At 73.9% G+C, this 16,718-nt stretch carries 12 protein-coding genes and 1 riboswitch; of the genes, 6 read left to right on the top strand and 6 right to left on the bottom strand.

Annotated elements, in window-relative coordinates:
- Positions 1–139: 139 nt before the first annotated feature.
- Positions 140–219, top strand: a riboswitch (cyclic di-GMP riboswitch).
- A gap of 14 nt (positions 220–233) precedes the next feature.
- Positions 234–3,098, top strand: coding sequence for a Calx-beta domain-containing protein (locus CLV70_RS28885; protein ID WP_106129772.1), 2,865 nt, complete (start codon positions 234–236; stop codon positions 3,096–3,098).
- A gap of 64 nt (positions 3,099–3,162) precedes the next feature.
- Here CLV70_RS28885 and CLV70_RS28880 read toward each other — a convergent pair whose 3' ends face one another.
- Genes CLV70_RS28880 through CLV70_RS28860 form a run of 5 tightly spaced genes read right to left on the bottom strand, consistent with a single transcriptional unit; the run spans position 3,163 to position 9,684 of the window.
- Positions 3,163–5,118, bottom strand: a complete 1,956-nt coding sequence (locus tag CLV70_RS28880; protein ID WP_425440239.1) for an ABC transporter ATP-binding protein — start codon at positions 5,116–5,118, stop codon at positions 3,163–3,165.
- Positions 5,115–6,851, bottom strand: coding sequence for an ABC transporter ATP-binding protein (locus CLV70_RS28875; RefSeq protein ID WP_106129770.1), 1,737 nt, complete (start codon positions 6,849–6,851; stop codon positions 5,115–5,117). Before CLV70_RS28875 ends, CLV70_RS28880 begins: the two co-directional genes overlap by 4 nt.
- Positions 6,845–7,486: a TetR/AcrR family transcriptional regulator gene (locus CLV70_RS28870; protein ID WP_106129769.1), complete on the bottom strand. Its 642-nt coding sequence runs from the start codon at positions 7,484–7,486 to the stop codon at positions 6,845–6,847. The genes CLV70_RS28875 and CLV70_RS28870 overlap by 7 nt, the downstream gene beginning before the upstream one ends.
- Before the next feature lie 60 nt (positions 7,487–7,546).
- Positions 7,547–9,085, bottom strand: coding sequence for a glycerol-3-phosphate dehydrogenase/oxidase (locus tag CLV70_RS28865; RefSeq protein WP_211303926.1), 1,539 nt, complete (start codon positions 9,083–9,085; stop codon positions 7,547–7,549).
- Positions 9,082–9,684, bottom strand: coding sequence for a TetR/AcrR family transcriptional regulator (locus CLV70_RS28860; RefSeq protein WP_211303925.1), 603 nt, complete (start codon positions 9,682–9,684; stop codon positions 9,082–9,084). The genes CLV70_RS28865 and CLV70_RS28860 overlap by 4 nt, the downstream gene beginning before the upstream one ends.
- Positions 9,685–9,701: 17 nt before the next feature.
- On the opposite strand from CLV70_RS28860, the gene CLV70_RS28855 reads away from it, so the two are divergent.
- The 5 genes from CLV70_RS28855 to CLV70_RS28835 are packed head-to-tail and all read left to right on the top strand — an operon-like array spanning position 9,702 to position 15,512.
- On the top strand, positions 9,702–11,195 hold the full coding sequence (locus CLV70_RS28855) for an FAD-binding oxidoreductase (protein WP_106129768.1): 1,494 nt from the start codon (positions 9,702–9,704) through the stop codon (positions 11,193–11,195).
- A complete protein-coding gene (locus CLV70_RS28850) occupies positions 11,192–12,070 on the top strand; it encodes a diacylglycerol/lipid kinase family protein (RefSeq protein ID WP_106129767.1) in 879 nt (292 codons plus the stop codon). The genes CLV70_RS28855 and CLV70_RS28850 overlap by 4 nt, the downstream gene beginning before the upstream one ends.
- Positions 12,071–12,115: 45 nt before the next feature.
- Positions 12,116–12,640, top strand: a complete 525-nt coding sequence (locus CLV70_RS28845; RefSeq protein WP_106129766.1) for a PadR family transcriptional regulator — start codon at positions 12,116–12,118, stop codon at positions 12,638–12,640.
- On the top strand, positions 12,637–13,320 hold the full coding sequence (locus tag CLV70_RS28840; RefSeq protein ID WP_106129765.1) for an ABC transporter ATP-binding protein: 684 nt from the start codon (positions 12,637–12,639) through the stop codon (positions 13,318–13,320). The genes CLV70_RS28845 and CLV70_RS28840 overlap by 4 nt, the downstream gene beginning before the upstream one ends.
- Positions 13,317–15,512 (top strand): ABC transporter permease, encoded by a 2,196-nt coding sequence (locus CLV70_RS28835; protein ID WP_106129764.1) that lies wholly within the window; start codon positions 13,317–13,319, stop codon positions 15,510–15,512. The genes CLV70_RS28840 and CLV70_RS28835 overlap by 4 nt, the downstream gene beginning before the upstream one ends.
- Positions 15,513–15,739: 227 nt before the next feature.
- Here CLV70_RS28835 and CLV70_RS28830 read toward each other — a convergent pair whose 3' ends face one another.
- The gene (locus tag CLV70_RS28830) at positions 15,740–16,555 is read right to left on the bottom strand and encodes an SAM-dependent methyltransferase (RefSeq protein ID WP_106129763.1); all 816 of its coding nucleotides are present in this window, start codon (positions 16,553–16,555) and stop codon (positions 15,740–15,742) included.
- Positions 16,556–16,718: the final 163 nt, after the last annotated feature.

The following is a 16,718-nucleotide window of genomic DNA, read 5'->3' as shown; positions in this document are numbered from 1 at the left end:
CGAAAAGTCCATTTCCCCTACAACCCCGCAAATCCGTGGTTACAGTACGGTCGGCGCAGTTCCCAAGTGCGAGTTTTCTCCCGTGCTTTCGACGCGCCGAACCGGCGCGAGCCGGCGCTCCACCCGCCGTCGCGTGCGGCACCGAGAAAGGCAAACCCGTCGAGAGGCGGGGACGCAAAGCCAGGGACCTCCCGAGCGGGAGGCGGCCCAGCCGCCGAAGGAGACAGAAGTACATGCGCTATCAACCAGTCCATGCGGCCAAGAGCGGCTCGGTACCGTTCATGCTGCGTGGCCCCAAGTCGGTCCGGACGATGCTGTCCGCCGCCGTCGCCGGTGTGATCGGCCTCGTTCCGGCCGTCATGGTCGCCTCGCCCGCCGAAGCCGCGATTCCCGGCTACACCTTCCAGTCGACGTCCGTGTCGGCGACCGAGGGCCAGCCGCTGGTCTTCAACATCGTCCGCACCGGCGTCGCGCCGCTCGCGGCCGAAACGCTGACCTGGACCGCCACGCCGAGCGGCCCGAACGCCGCCGACCTCGACGACTTCACCCCGGCCAGCGGATCGGTGAACTTCCCGCTCGGTGACGGCAGCACCACGACGCAGACGCTGCCCATCACGATCAGCACGACGGACGACTCGATGGACGAGGAGAGCGAGACCTTCACGGTCACCGCGACCCTCGGCGCCGACACGATCACCGCCACCGGCACGATCACGGACAACGACGACGCCCCCACCTACACGCTGCAGCTCGACGACAGCTCCCCGGGTGAGGCCGCCGGCACCGTGACCGTCCGGGCGGAGCTCTCCGCGACGTCCGGCAAGGCGATCAGCATCCCGGTCACCTCGGCGGACGTCACCGCCAAGGCGGGACAGGACTACGTGGCGATCCCGGCCAACACCACCCTGGACATCGCGCCCGGCCAGCCGCAGAGCGCCCCGCTCACCATCGCGATCACCGATGACCCGCTGTACGAGGAGGCGGAGCAGAGCTTCACCATCACCGGCGGCGCCAGCGCGACGGTCACCGGCACCAGGACGGCCACGGTCACCATCTCGGACAACGAGGACCAGCCCGAGGTCACCATCGACCCCACGACCGCCGACGAGGGCGACCCGCTGAAGTTCCCGGTCCGGCTCTCCGGCCCGTCGGAGCGGGCGGTCACCGTCGCCGCGAGCACCGCGGACGGCCCCGGCTCGGACCTGGACTCGACGACCGCGGCCTCGCACGGCACGGCCAAGGCCGGCGAGGACTACACCGCCGTCACCAACGCCACGGTCACGTTCCCCGCCACCACGGTGAACGCCAACATCCCGAACGGCAGCACGCAGCAGAACTTCACCGTCAGCACGACGGCGGACTCGACCGACGAGGTCGACCCGGAGGACCTGCACGCGACGATCTCGGCCCCGACCATCGCGGCGCTGGGCACGAAGACCGTCGCGACCGGTGGCATCACCGACGACGACGACAGCCCGACCGTGTCGCTGCTGCCCAGCACCCGCCGGGTGCCGGAGGGCAACTCCGGCAAGGTGGCGCAGACCTTCACGGTCAAGCTGAACAAGGCGTCCGGCCAGACGGTGTCCGTCAACTACCTCACCGCGGGCGACAGCGCGTGGGACGGTGCCGACTTCACCGCCACCTCCGGCACGCTGACCTTCGCGCCCGGTGAGACCACCAAGACGTTCACGGTGGACATCATCGGCGACACCGTCTACGAGGGCAACGAGGCCTTCGACCTGACGCTGTCGAGCTCGACGGCGACGGTGCCGGCCCCGCTGGCCCCGGTCAGCATCCAGATCACCGACGACGACGCCAAGCCGACCGTCACGGTCGGATCGGTGACGATGGCGGAGGGCAACGGCGGTTCGGTCGCAGTCTTCCCGATCAAGCTCTCGAACGCCGCCTCGTCCAACGTCGAGTTCGCCGTCCAGGACATCCAGGGCACCGCGACCACCTCGGTGAGCGCGAACCCGCTGCCGGGCGTCCTCGACTACGTCGAGCCGGCCGCCACGGCGATCGTGCCCGCGGGCCAGACCACCGGATACGTCTACTTCCTGGTCAACGGCGACGACGTCTACGAACTGACCGAGTCGATGCAGGTGCAGCTCACGCCGTCGTCGAGCAACGTGGCGGCGGACGTGCGCACGGCCACCCTCACGATCACCAACGACGACGAGGCCCCCACCATCGAGGTGGTCAGCGCCAAGGCCAACGAGGGCGACAAGGTGCAGGTCCGGGCCATCACCAACGGTGTGGCGCAGGACCAGAGCCTGTTCAGCGTCACCTTCCAGGGCGCGTCGGTGAAGGGCACCGTCGCCGCGTCGCCCGCCGACTTCATCAACCCGGGCGTGGTCCCGGTGTACGTCTCGGGCGGCACGCCGTCCGGCGCGTCGGTCGACGTCGGCAACCCGCTGGAGATCGTCGACGACACCACCAGCGAGGGCCCGGAGACGATCCTCGCCAGCGGCACCGCCTTCGGTGCCGGCAAGGTCATCGACGGCGTCGTCACGATCGCGGCCAGCGACGGCGGCACGGACGCGCCGGCGCCGACCCTGACCTCCTCGGCGAGCTACCGGCTCGGCGTGGGCTCGCTGCGGCTGAACGGTACGGCCGCCGCCGGCGCGACGGTCACCCTCTGGGGCTCGCCGATCGGCGCTCCCGAGGACAAGGCGTGGGAGAGCCTCGGCACCACCACGGCGAACGACACCGGCGCGTACAGCTTCTTCCCGAAGTTCACGACGACCGGCTGGCACTTCCGGACGACCGTGGGCGAGCAGCAGTCGAACGCCATCACCGTGTACCTCAAGGAGGACCCGGACTTCTACGCCCGTTCCTCCAGCCGGGGCACCGCGGTGCTGAGCGTCTTCGGTGACCCGCGGGTGGCCGGCCTGTCGGTGCGCATCCTGCGCGCCAACAGCAACGGCACCTGGAGCACGGTCGGCCTCGGCCAGCTGGACGCCAACGGCAAGTACGTCCGGACGCTCACCGGCCTCCGGTCGGGCGCCTCGTACCTCTACAAGGCGACGGTCTACGGCGACGGCGACGTCGGCCTGATGACCAACACCTCGAAGAGCCTGCGCATCCGGATCCGCTGAAGCAGTAGGCAGTGACGAAGGGGGCGGCCCGAGCGGGCCGCCCCCTTCCGCGTACCCGGGTGGGTCACTCCACGTCGATCGCCGCCTGGGCGAACTGGGCCGAGTAGAGCCGGGCGTACGCGCCACCCGCGGCGATCAGCTCGTCGTGCGTGCCCTGCTCGACGATGGCGCCCTCCTCCATCACCAGGATCACGTCGGCGTCGCGGATGGTCGACAGCCGGTGCGCGATGACGAACGACGTACGCCCCGAGCGCAGCAGGTTCATCGCCCGCTGGATCAGCACCTCGGTACGCGTGTCGACCGAGCTCGTCGCCTCGTCGAGGATCAGGATGCTCGGCTCCGCCAGGAACGCCCGCGCGATCGTGACGAGCTGCTTCTCGCCGGCCGAGACGTTGCCGCCCTCCTCGTCGATGACCGTGTCCATGCCGTCCGGCAGCGTCCGGGTGAACCGGTCCACGTGGGCCGCCTCGGCCGCCGCGGCCACGTCCGCCTCCGACGGGTCGTCCGCGCCGTACGCGATGTTCTCCGCGATCGTCCCGCCGAACAGCCAGGTGTCCTGGAGCACCATGCCGATGCGTTCGCGCAACTCGGCCCGGGGCATGGTGGCGATGTCCACGCCGTCCAGGGTGATCCGCCCCGACGTCACGTCGTAGAAGCGCATCAGCAGGTTGACCAGCGTGGTCTTGCCGGCGCCCGTCGGCCCCACGATCGCCACGGTCTGGCCGGGCTCGACCGTGAACGACAGGTCCTCGATCAGCGGCCGGTCCGGCAGGTAGCGGAACGAGACGTGCTCGAAGGCGATCCGGCCCTCCACCGGGTGCATCCCCGCGCTGGGCGGGTCGGGCCGCTGCTCCTCGGCGTCGAGCAGGGCGAAGACCCGCTCGGCCGAGGCCACGCCGGACTGCACGAGGTTGGCCATGCTCGCGACCTGGGTCAGCGGCTGGCTGAACTGGCGCGAGTACTGGATGAACGCCTGCACCTCGCCGAGCGACAGCGCGCCCGTGGCCACCCGCAGGCCGCCCACCACCGCCACCAGCACGTAGTTGACGTTGCTGATGAACATCATGGCCGGCTGGATGAGGCCCGAGATGAACTGCGCCCGGAAGCTGGACGCGTACAGCTTGGCGTTGTGCTCCTCGAAGGTCTCCGCCGCCTCCTTGCCGCGGCCGAAGACCTTGACCAGCGAGTGGCCGGTGAACATCTCCTCGATGTGGCCGTTGAGCCGGCCGGTCGTCGCCCACTGCGCGACGAACTGCGGCTGCGACCGCTTGCCGATCCGGGTGGTGACCCAGACCGAGACCGGCACGGTGACGATGGCGATCAGCGCGAGCAGCGGCGAGATCCACAGCATCACGCCGAGGACGCCGATGATCATCAGCACCGACGTGACGAGCTGGGCGAGCGTCTGCTGCAACGTCTGCGCGATGTTGTCGGTGTCGTTGGTGGCCCGGCTGAGCACCTCGCCGCGGGGCTGCTGGTCGAAGTAGGACAGCGGCAGCCGGGACAGCTTCGCCTCGACGTCCTGGCGCAGCCGGTACACGGTCGCCTGGACCACCCGGGCGGTCAGCCGGCCCTGGAGCACGCCGAAGAACCAGGCGGCGAGGTAGAGCGCCAGCACCCAGACGAGGATGTGGCCGAGCCGGGTGAAGTCCACGCCCTGGCCGGGCACGAAGTCGATGCCGGCGAGCATGTCCGCCCGGTTCGTCTCGCCGCGGGCCCGCAGTTGCGCGATGACCTGATCCTTGGGGACGCCCTCGGGCAGGCCCCTGCCGATCACGCCGGCGAAGATGACGTCGGTGGCGTGGCCGAGGATGCGCGGGCCGGCCACGGAGAGCGCCACGCTGGCGATGCCGAGCAGCAGCACCAGGCCGACCAGCATCCGTTGCGGGCGCAGCATGCCGAGCAGCCGCTTGGTGGATCCCTTGAAGTCCTGGAGCTTCTCGACGGGCATGGCGCCGCCCATCATGCGTCCCGGCCCGCCCATCGGCGGCCCGGCCGGTCTGCGGTTCGGCGCCGTCACGCTGCGGCCTCCTGCTCTGTGAGCTGGGAAAGAACAATCTCGCGGTACGTCTCGTTGCCGTCCATCAGTTCGGCGTGGGTGCCGGTGCCGACCACGAGCCCGTCGTCGAGCACCACGATCCGGTCGGCGTCGCGGATCGTGCTCACCCGCTGCGCCACGATCACCACCGTCGCGTCGGCGGTCTGCCGGGCCAGCGCCGCCCGCAACGCCGCGTCGGTGGCGTAGTCGAGCGCCGAGAACGAGTCGTCGAAGAGGTAGATCTCGGGCCGCTGGACCAGGACCCGGGCGATGGCCAGCCGCTGCCGCTGGCCGCCGGAGACGTTGGTGCCGCCCTGGGCGATCGGGGCCGCCAGCCCGCCCTCCATCCGCTCGACGAAGTCGCGGGCCTGCGCCACCTCCAGCGCCGCCCACAGCTCCTCGTCGGTGGCGTCCGGGTTGCCGTACCGCAGATTGGACGCGACCGTGCCGCTGAACAGGTACGGCCGCTGCGGCACCAGGCCGACGAGCCGGGACAGCAGGGCGGGGTCGAGGTCACGGACGTCGGCGCCGTCGACCCGTACCTCGCCGCCGGTGGCGTCGAAGAGCCGGGGGATCAGGTTGAGCAGGGTCGTCTTGCCGGCGCCGGTGCTGCCGATGACCGCGGTGACCTCGCCGGGCCGGGCCGACAGGCTGACGCCGCAGAGCACCGGCGACTCCGCGCCGGGGTAGTGGAAGTCGACGTCGCGCAGTTCCAGCTCGCCGTGCCGGGTGAGCTCGGTGAGCGGTGCGGCGGCGATCCGTACGGACGTCTCGGTGCCGAGCACCTCCTCGATCCGCTCGGCGCACACCTCGGCCCGGGGGATCATGACGAACATGAACGTGGCCATCATGATCGCCATGAGGATCTGCATCAGGTAGCTGAGGAACGCGGTGAGCGCGCCGACCTGCATGGAGCCGTCGTCGATGCGGTGCCCGCCGAACCACAGCACCGCGACGCTGGACACGTTCACGATGAGCATCACCGTGGGGAACATCAGCGCCATCAGCTTGCCGACCCGCAGCGAGACGTCGGTCAGCTCGTCGTTGGCGCCGCCGAAGCGGGCCTGCTCGCGGTCGTCGCGGACGAACGCGCGGATCACCCGGATGCCGGCGATCTGCTCGCGCATGATCCGGTTCACCTTGTCGATGCGCACCTGCATGCTGCGGAACAGCGGGCGCATCAGGGCGATCAGCACCGCCACGACGATCAGCAGCAGCGGTACGATCACCAGCAGCAGGCCGGAGAGCGGCACGTCCTGGCGCAGCGCGAGCAGGATGCCGCCGACGCACATGATCGGCGCCGAGACCATCAGCAGGAAGGTCATCAGCACCAGCATCTGCACCTGCTGGACGTCGTTCGTGGTGCGGGTGATGAGCGACGGCGCGCCGAACTGGCCGACCTCGCGGGCGGAGAAGTCCATGACGCGGGCGAAGATGGCGGCCCGGATGTCCCGGCCCGCGCCCATCGCGGCCTGCGCGCCGAAGTAGACCGCCGCCACCTGGGCCGCGATCTGCACCAGCGTCACCCCCAGCATCCCGGCGCCGACGCGCATCACGTAGCCGGTGTCGCCGGGCACGACGCCGTTGTCGATGATGTCGGCGTTCAGGGTGGGCAGATAGAGCGTGGCCAGCGTGGCGACGAACTGGAAGAGCACGACCAGCAGGATCGGTCTTCCGTACGCCCGCAGCCGCGCGCGCAACAATTGGATCAGCACCTGTCAGGCACCCCCGTGGTCGGTGTGGGACGGACGATCAGCCCGTCGAGCAGCAGGGAGACCAGCTCGTCCCCGTCGAAGCGGGCCGGGTCGCCGAACGGCCCGAACGAGTTGGCCCCGCAGAAGAGCAGGAGCAGCCGGGCGACCGTGGCGGGCGGTCGCCGGAGCCGGCCGGCGTCGGGCGCGATGAGGTCGGTCAGGACCTCGGTGAGCCGGTCGCGTGACTCCGCCATCCGGGCCGCCGCCTCGGGATGACCGCCGGTGGCGAACACCAGCTTGCGAGCGCCGGCCATGAGGTGGGCGCTCTCGGTGAACCGGGTGTTGATCAGCGTCGCGGCCCGGGCCAGCCGCTCGCGCAGCCCGGCGGCCGGGTCGATGGCCGCGATGGCGTCCAGCGTCGGCTGCGGGTCGAGCGCGTGCAGCAGGGCGGCGACGACCAGCGAGGTCTTGTCCGGGAAGACGCCGAAGATGGTGCCCTCGGCGACCCCGGCGGCCCGGGCGATCTGCCGGGTGCTGACCTCGATCCCGCATTCGTGCAGCAGCGGGACCGTGGCGGCGATGAGCGCGGCCCGGCGTTCGTCGGGTGCGAGGGCCGGCACCCTCCGGCGCCGGACCCCCTCGGACGGGGAAGTCACGCCCGGAAGCTTAATGAGCGAGCACTCACTCAGCCACTGACATTTGTCATGGCTTCCGCCTCAGGACCCTCGCAGGGCGGCGCGGGCGGCGGGCCGGGCGCGTTCCCGGTCGGCGGGCACCAGGCCGATCCGGGTACGCCGGTCGAGCAGGTCGTCCTCGGTGAGCGCGCCCTCGTGGCGCACCGCGAAGAGCAGCTCGGCGCCGGTGACCTCGACGCCGGGCGCGACCGGCTCGCGCAGCGCCGGCTCCCGGGCGCCGAGCGCGTGGACCGCGGGCGCCTCGGCACCGTAGCGGGCGATCAGGCGGGGCGGCGCGGCGAGGCGGGCCAGCCGGGCCGGCGGTGCCGCGCCGACCAGCGGCAACCGCGCCGTCCGGCAGGGGCCGGCCGGCAGGCCCGCGTGGGTCACCGCGGCGTCGACCGCGTCCTGCGCCATCCTCCGGTACGTCGTGAGCTTGCCGCCGACCACCGTGGTGACACCGCTCGCCGAGGTGCGCACCGCGTGGCGCCGGGAGAGGTCGGCGGTGGTGCCCGCCCGGCCCGCGAGCAACGGGCGCAGGCCGGCGAAGACGCCCACCACGTCGGCGTCGGTGGGCGCGACGTCCAGGGCGGTGCCGAGCACGTCGAGCAGGAAGCCGGCCTCCGCCGGGCCGGGCCGGGGCACGTCGTCGACCGGCCCGTCGACCGGCCCGTCGGCGGGCTCGTCGGTGAGCCCGGCGTAGACCAGACCACCCGGCTGCGGCAGCGCGAACACGAACCGGTTGCGCTCGCCCGGCACCGGCACCGTCAGCGCCGCCGCGGGGTGGCCCAGCGAGGCCGCTCGCAGCACCAGGTGGGTGCCGCGGGACGGGCGCAGCCGGACGGCCGGGTCGAGCCCGCCCGCCCAGACGCCGGTCGCGTTGACCACGGCCCGCGCGCGCAACTCGTGGCGCTCGCCGCTGAGCGTGTCGCGGACGGCGGCGCCGCGCCCGTGCAGCTCCTCCGCGGCGCAGCGGGTCACGATGCGCGCGCCGAGGCCGGCCGCCGTACGCGCCAGCGCCACCACGAGCCGCGCGTCGTCGACGAGCTGCCCGTCCCACTGCAGCAGGCCGCCGCGCAGCCCGGTGCGGCGTACGGCCGGAGCCAGCCGCCGCACCTCCACCGCCGGGATCCGCCGCGAGCGGGGCAGCGCCGCCCGCGGGGTGCCCGCCACCACCCGCAGCGCGTCGCCCGCGGCGAACCCGGCCCGGGTCAGCCAGGCCCGGCTCCCCGGCACGAACGGGGTCAGCGGCAGCACGAACGGCAGCGCGCTGACCAGGTGCGGGGCCGTACGCCGCAGCAGCGTGTCCCGTTCGGTGGCGCTCTCGTACGCCAGCGCCAGGTGCCCGCCAGCCAGGTACCGCAGCCCGCCGTGGACCAGCTTCGAGCTCCAGCGCGAGGTGCCGTACGCGAGGTCCCCGGCGTCCACGGCGGCCACCGAGAGCCCGCGGGACACCGCGTCCAGGGCGACGCCGGCGCCGGTGACCCCCAGGCCCACGACGAGGACGTCCACAAGGTCGCCGCCGGCCAGCCCGGCGAGCTCACGGGCCCGGCGGGCCGCGGTCAGCGACGTGGTGCTCACGGCCGCAGGAAGCGGTCGAGGAGCAGGCGGAGCTCGTCGTCGAGCGCGTCCTCGGTGATCTCGCGGCCGGTCCCGGCCGGGCCGGTCATGGTCGACGCCGAGATGACGAAGCCGTGGGTGGCCAGCACCGCCGCGCGGGCCAGCAGGACCGGATCCTGGCGGCGCAGCGACCCGTCGTCGCGGCCCTCGCCGATCGAGACGATCAGGTGCGCGAGGATGGCGTCCTGCACGCTGCCGCGCCGATCCACCAGGTACGGCAGGAGCACCTCGGGGTCGAGCTCGATGACGCGCCGGAACATCGCGTGCCGGCGCAGCGCCCGGGCGCCGCGGACCAGGCCGTCGACGATGCGGTCGCGGGTGGTCAGGCCGACCGCCTCGTCCTCGGCCGCGACCGCGAGGGCACTCCACTCGCGGGTCATCAGGTCGGCCATCAGCGTGGCCATGTCGGGCCAGCGCCGGTACATCGTCATGCGGGAGACGCCGGCCCGCCGTGCCACGTCGGTCAGCGTGGTGCGCCGCAGCCCCACGGCGAGCACACAGTCGCGTGCCGCGTCGAGCAGCGCGTCGTCACCGGAGGCCCTGTTACGATCTGACGTCACATGTCACAGTGTAACTCATGAATACCTTCCGCTGGGGTGAGCCGGTCGCGCTGCCGGCCCCCGTACGCGACCTGCTCTCCGCCGCCCTGGGCGTGACCGGCCCGCGGCCCGGCGCCGAGCCGGTGCTGCCCGAGCCGGCGCCGCTGCCCGCCTTCCCCGGCCTGGACGTCTCGCCGGAGGCGCGGCTGCGGCACGCCACCGGCATGTCCACCGAGGACCTGCTCACCGCCCGGTCCGGCGCCCTGCCCCACGCGCCGGACGGCGTGACCCGGCCGGCGTCGCACGACGAGGTGCTCGACGTGCTGCGGATCGCGGCGGAGCACCGGATCGCCGTGGTGCCGCACGGCGGCCGTACCTCGGTGGTCGGCGGGCTGCGGGCGGTGCGCGACGGCTACGCCGGGCTGGTGGCCCTCGATCTGAGCCGGCTGAACCGGCTGCTGCGGCTGGACCGCACGTCGCGGACCGCCACCTTCCAGGCCGGCGTTCGCGGGCCCCGCGCCGAGGAACTGCTCGCCGCGGAGGGCTTCACGCTGGGCCACTTCCCCCAGTCCTTCCAGTACGCGACGCTGGGCGGCTTCGCGGCGACCCGGTCCAGCGGCCAGGCGTCCGCGGGCTACGGCCGGTTCGACCAGATGGTGGTGGGGCTGCGGGCGGCGACCGGTGCGGGCACCCTCGACCTCGGCCGCGCACCCCAGTCGGCGGCCGGGCCCGACCTGCGTCAGCTGATGCTCGGCTCGGAGGGGGCGTTCGGCGTGCTCACCGAGCTCACCCTGCGGATCCGCCCGGCCCGCGAGATCCGGTACGCCGGCTGGGCCTTCCCGTCCTTCGACGCAGGGCTGCGGGCCGTGCGCGCGCTGGCCCAGGACGGCCCGACGCCGGCGGTGGTCCGGCTCTCCGACGAGGTCGAGACCGCGATCAACGCGGCGACCGGCTCCGGTACGGACGCGAACGGCGGCTGCCTCGCGGTCGTCGGCCACCTCGGCGACGCGGACCCCGCCGGGCGGCTCGCGTCGTACGGGGCCGAGCCTCTCGGGGACGGCCCGGGGCGGGCGTGGGTGGCGGGCCGGTTCCGGGCGCCGTACCTGCGCGACGCGCTGCTCGACGCCGGGGCCCTCGCGGAGACCCTGGAGACCGCGGCGTTCTGGGACCGGCTGCCGGACACGTACGCGGCGGTCCGCGACGCGCTCGCGCACACCCTCGACGGTGCCGGCACCCCGCCGATCGTCATGTGCCACGTCTCCCACGTGTACGAGACCGGCGCCTCGCTCTACTTCACCGTCGTCGCCGCGCAGGCCGACGACCCGGTGGCGCAGTGGCGGGCGGCCAAGGCGGCGGCCGGCGCGGCGATCGCGGCCTCGGGGGCCACCATCAGCCACCACCACGGCGTGGGCCGCGACCACCGCCCCTTCTACGCCCGGGAGATCGGCCCGGCCGGCGTCGCCGCCCTGCACGCCGTCAAGCGCGCCCTCGACCCGGCGAACGTGCTCAACCCGGGGATCCTGCTCCCGTGATCCGCGACGCGTTCACGGCGGTGGTCAATCCCGCCGCCGGCGCCGGTACGGCCGCGGCGACGATGATCGCGCTGGCCCGGGCGCTGCGAGACGGCGGCGCCCGGGTGCAGGTCGCGTACAGCCGGGGTCTCGGACATGCCACGGAGCTGGCCGCCGCGGCAGCGGCCCGGGGTGACGCGGTGCTCGCGGCCGGGGGCGACGGGCTGGCCGGCGCGGTCGCGGCCGGGCTGGCCGGCACCCGGGCCGAGCTGGGGGTGGTGCCGGCCGGACGGGGCAACGACCTGGCCCGGGCGGTGCCTCTGCCCCGCGACGACCCGGCCGCCTTCGCCGCCGCCCTGTGCGGGCGGGCGAGCCGGCCGGTCGACGTGGCGATGGCGGGGGAGCGGGTCGTGCTGGGCAGCGTGTGCGCGGGCCTCGACGCGGCGGCGAACGACGCGGCGAACCGCTGGCGGCTGCCGCGCCGGCCGATCGCGTACCAGCTCGCCGCGGTGGGGGTGCTCGCCCGCTGGCGGCCGGTCGGCTACGAGCTGACCGTGGACGGGACGAGCGAGCGGCTGCGCGGCAACACGGTCGTGGTCGCCAACTGCCCGTGGTACGGCGGCGCCCTGCGCGTGGCCCCCGCGGCGCTGCTCGACGACGGCCTGCTCGACCTGGTGACGATCGGCGACCTGGGCCGCCGCCGACTGCTGCCGGTGCTGGCGGCCATGCGCCGCGGCGAGCACGTGACGATGCCGGGCATCGCCTCCCGCCCGGTCCGCGAGGTCACCGTCGCCACCGACCGCCCGACCCCCTGCTACGCCGACGGGGAGCCGCTGCCGCCGGGTCCGGTGACCGTACGCGTACGCCCGGCGGCCCTGCGTCTGATCGGCGCCTGAGCCGGGTATTCCTTCGGCGTATACTCTCAGCGTATAGTCGCCGGCATGACGGTGCCGCTGACACTTCTGGGGCTGCTCGAGCGGGAGCCCAGCCACGGTTACGACCTCAAGCGCGACTACGACGCGCTCTTCGGGCGGGGCAAGCCGCTCTCCTTCGGGCAGGTCTACGCCACCCTCGGCCGGCTCGCCCGCGACGGCAAGGTCGTCGTCAGCGAGGTCGGCCCGGGCGAGGGCCCCGACCGCAAGCGCTACGTCATCACCGACGCCGGCGCGACCGAGGTGGACACCTGGCTCACCGAGCCGGTCGAGCCCGAGCCGCACCTGCAGACCACCCTCTTCGCCAAGGTGACCCTCGCGCTGATGCTGGGCCGCCCCGCGGAGGAATACCTCGACACCCAGCGCGCCGCGCACCTGCGCCGGATGCGCGAGCTCACCGAGATCAAGCGCGGCGGGGCTCTCGTCGACGCGCTCCTCGCCGACCACGGCCTGTTCCACCTCGAGGCCGACCTGCGGTGGATCGAACTCACCGCGGCCCGCCTCGACGCCCTCGCCAAGGAGGTACGCCGATGAGCATCATCACCGCCCGCGACGTCACGCTGTCCTTCGGGCAGACCCCCGCCCTGCGGGGCGCGAGCCTCACCGTCGAGGCCGGGGAGGTCCTCGCCGTCATGGGCCCGAGCGGCTCCGGCAAGTCCACGCTGCTGCACTGCCTGGCCGGCATCCTCACGCCGGACGACGGTGAGATCCACTTCGACGGCCGGCGCCTGGACACCCTCGACGAGACCGCGCGCAGCGCCCTGCGCCGGGACACGTTCGGGTTCGTCTTCCAGTTCGGCCAGCTCGTGCCCGAACTCACCGCCGAGGAGAACGTCGCGCTCCCGCTGCTGCTCCACGGCGTACGCCGGACGGCCGCGGTGCGCGCCGCCCGGGAATGGTTCCCCCGGCTCGGCCTCGACGGGCTCGAGCGGCGGCGCTCCGGCGAGCTCTCCGGCGGTCAGGCGCAGCGGGTCGCGCTCGCCCGCGGCCTCGTCGCCCGCCCCCGGGTGCTCTTCGCCGACGAGCCGACCGGCGCCCTCGACTCGCTCACCGGCGAGCACGTGATGGACCTGCTGGTCGACTCCGCGCGGGAGCAGGGCACCACCGTCATCGTGGTCACCCACGAACCGCGGGTCGCCGCGTACGCCGGCCGCGAGGTCGTGGTCCGCGACGGCAAGGTCCACTCCCTCGCCGGAGAGCCGGTCGGGTCGTGATCCGCTTCGGGCTCCGCCTCACGGTCGCGGGGGGCCGGGAGGCGGCGCTGCGGCTGGCCATCATCGCCGTCGCGGTGGCCCTCGGCGTCGGCATGCTGCTCAGCGCCGTCGCCGGGATGAGCGGTGTGGAACGGCAGAACGACCGCTACGGCTGGGCCAACGCCGCCCTGACACCCGCCGCCCCGGGCGATCCGGATCCGCTCTGGTGGCAGCTGCGGGTCGACAGTTACGACAAGCGGACGATCGGCCGGGTGGACCTCGCGGCCACCGGGCCGGCCTCGCCCGTACCGCCGGGGCTGGCGCGGCTGCCCGGGCCCGGCGAGTTCTTCGCGTCGCCGGCGCTGCGGGAGCTGCTCGCCGGCGCGCCCGCCGACCAGCTCGGCGCCCGGTTCCCCGGCCACCTGGCGGGAACGATCGGCCCGGCGGCGCTGCCCGCGCCGGACTCGCTGGTCGCCGTGGTCGGCTACACCCCGCGGGAACTGTCGGCCCGGCCCGGCGCGACCCGGGTCTCGCACCTGCCGGACGCCGCGCCCGAACGGTGCCCCGGCGGCTGCTGGTCCGGCATCCCCGCCGCCGGCCTCCAGCTCGTCCTGGCCGTGGTGGCGGGCGCCCTCATCTTCCCGCTGCTGATCCTGATCGGCTCCGCCACCCGGCTGAACGCCACCCGGCGGGAGCAGCGCTTCGCCGCCATGCGGCTGGTCGGCGCCACCCCGCGGCAGGTGGCGACCGTCGCCGCGGTCGAGTCCACGGTGTCCGCCCTGGCCGGCACCCTCGGCGGCTTCGCGCTCTTCTACGCCTTCCGCGGCACCCTGGCGGCGGTGCCGTTCACCGGCGCGCCGATGTTCCCGGCCGACCTGTCCCCGAGCCTCGCCGGCACGCTGGGGGTCGGGCTGGGCGTGCCGGTGGCGGCGGCGCTGGTGGCCAGGTTCGCCCTGCGCCGCGTACGGATATCGCCGCTCGGGGTGAGCCGGCGGGTCACGCCGCGGCCGCCGCGGGCGTACCGGCTCGTGCCGCTGGCGCTGGGGATGGCGGAGCTCGCGTGGTTCGTCGGCCGCCGGCCCGACACCACGAACGGCCAGGTGCTCGCGTTCCTTCCCGGGATCCTGATCGTCATGGCCGGGCTGGTGATCGCCGGTCCGTGGCTCACCATGGCCGGCTCGCGGCTGCTGGCCCGGCGGGCCCGGCGGCCGGCGTCGCTGATCGCCGCCCGGCGTCTCGCCGACGACCCGAAGGCCGGCTTCCGCGCGGTCGGCGGCCTGGTGCTCGCCCTCTTCGTGACCAGCGTCGCGGTCGGCGTGATGACGACGATCGCCGCCGACCGGGAACGCCGGGACGTCGGCTACGCGGGCGAACTCGGCCTGATCTTCCGCGACCGGAAGACCGCGCCGACCGGCACGGTGGTGCCGCCCGGGCTGGCGGCGGTGCCCGGCGTCCGTACGGTGACGGTCGTCCGCGCGGCCCCGGCCGAGCTGCCCAGGCGGCAGGGGTTCTTCCCGGACGGCCTGGCCGACTGCGCCGACATCGCCCGTACGGCCGGAGCCCGGCAGTGCGAGCCCGGCGCCCGGATCGCCTGGGCCTGGCCGGACCTCGTCGGACCGCCGGAGTTCACCGGTGCCTGGCCGGCCGCGGACTTCCCGTCGGCCCGGCTGCCGGAGCTGCCCGCCCTGTCGCTCGTGGTGGAGACCGACGGCTCCGCGGCCGCGGTCGAGCGCGCCCGGACGGTCGTCACCACGGCGTACCCGACGCTCTGGGGGCCCATCACCCCCGCCGAGTGGGAAGCGGACGGCGCGAAGGTGTTCAACGGCTGGCGGCGGCTCGCCGACGTGGTCGTGCTGACCAGCCTCGCGATCGCCGGCTTCAGCCTGGCCGTGACCGTCGCCGGGGGACTGGCCGAGCGCAAGCGGCCGTTCAGCATGCTGCGCCTCACCGGGGTGCCGCTGGCGACGCTGCGCCGGGTGGTGGCCCTGGAGAGCGTGACCCCGCTGCTGACCGCGGCCGTCGTGTCGGCCGGTGCCGGCTTCCTCTGCGCCGCGCTGTTCCTCCGGGCGCAGATGCACCTGTCGCTGCGGGCGCCCGGGGTCGCGTACTACGTGATCGTGCTGATCGGGGTGGCGGCGTCGCTGGCCGTGATCGCCTCGACCCTTCCGCTGCTGCGGCGCCTCACCGGCCCCGAGGCGGCCCGCAACGACTGAGCTCTCCGCCGGGCCGGCGCAGCGGCGCTGCCGGCTCGGCCGTGCTGCCGGCTCGGCCGTGCTGCCGGCTCGGCCGTGCTGCCGGCTCGGCCGTGCTGCCGGCTCGGCCGTGCTGCCGGCTCGGCCGTGCTGCCGGCTCGGCCGTGCTGCCGGCTCGGCCGTGCTGCCGGCTCGGCCGTGCTGCCGGCTCGGCCGTGCTGCTGGTCCGGCTGTGCTGCTGGGCTCGGTCAGGGGACGCGGGCGACGACGCCGTTGCAGGAGACGTCCTCGATGGACGGGCGGGGTTTCGGGGCCCCGTCCGCCCGCCAGCGGGACACCGACACCAGGCCGGGATCGACGAACTCGAGGCCGTGCAGCAGCTCGCCGAGGCGCCGGCCGGTGCGGGCCACGAACCGGCCGCCGGGATTGTTGGCGGTCAGCTCGGCGATCGCCTCCTCCGACTGGTATTCCCAGGTGGCGTGCGAGACGACGACGTAGCTGCCCGGCGGCAGCGCGCCGACGAGCTTGTCGATGATGCCCTGCGGGTCCTCGTCGTCGCGGACGAAGTGGAGCACGGCCACCAGGAGCAGCCCGATCGGCTCCGAGAAGTTCAGCGTGGCGTGCAGGTCGGGATGGCGCAGGATGTCGTCGGGGCTGCGCAGGTCAGCGTCCAGGTAGGCGATGGCGCCCTCCGGCCCGCTGGTGAGCAGGGCACGGGAGTGGGTGAGGACGATCGGGTCGTTGTCCACGTACACGGTGCGGGTGGCCGGCTGGATCGCCTGGGCCACCTCGTGGGTGTTGCCCGGCGCGGGAATGCCGGTGCCGATGTCCAGGAACTGGCGGACACCCTGCCGGGCGAGGAACTCCACGGCCCGCCCCAGGAACCACCTGTTCTCGATCGCCATCAGCCGGATGCTCGGCATGGCGGCCTCGATGGCGTCCCCCGACGCCCGATCGGCGGCGAAGTTGTCCTTGCCCCCCAGCCAGTAGTTGTACCGCCGGGCGGGATGCGCGACCGTCGAGTCGAACCGGTCCGCCCCGCGGGGATCCGCGCCGTCGCTCACGTTGCCTCCACCTCGCCGGCCGCCCACCCTGGGCGCTCCGGAGGGGAGCGTCCGGCGTCGATCCTAGACCGCCTGCTCGCCGTGCACCCCGGGCAGGACGCTGTCCAACGGTGTCCGGCCGTGTCCGGACAGGGGCCGATTCCCTCCTCGGAGGCCGAACCAT

It is taken from the genome of Pseudosporangium ferrugineum, assembly GCF_003002065.1.
Lineage (GTDB): Bacteria > Actinomycetota > Actinomycetes > Mycobacteriales > Micromonosporaceae > Actinoplanes > Actinoplanes ferrugineus_A.
The sequence above is the reverse complement of the archived record's forward strand: the minus strand, read 5'-3'. Positions and strand labels throughout refer to the sequence as shown.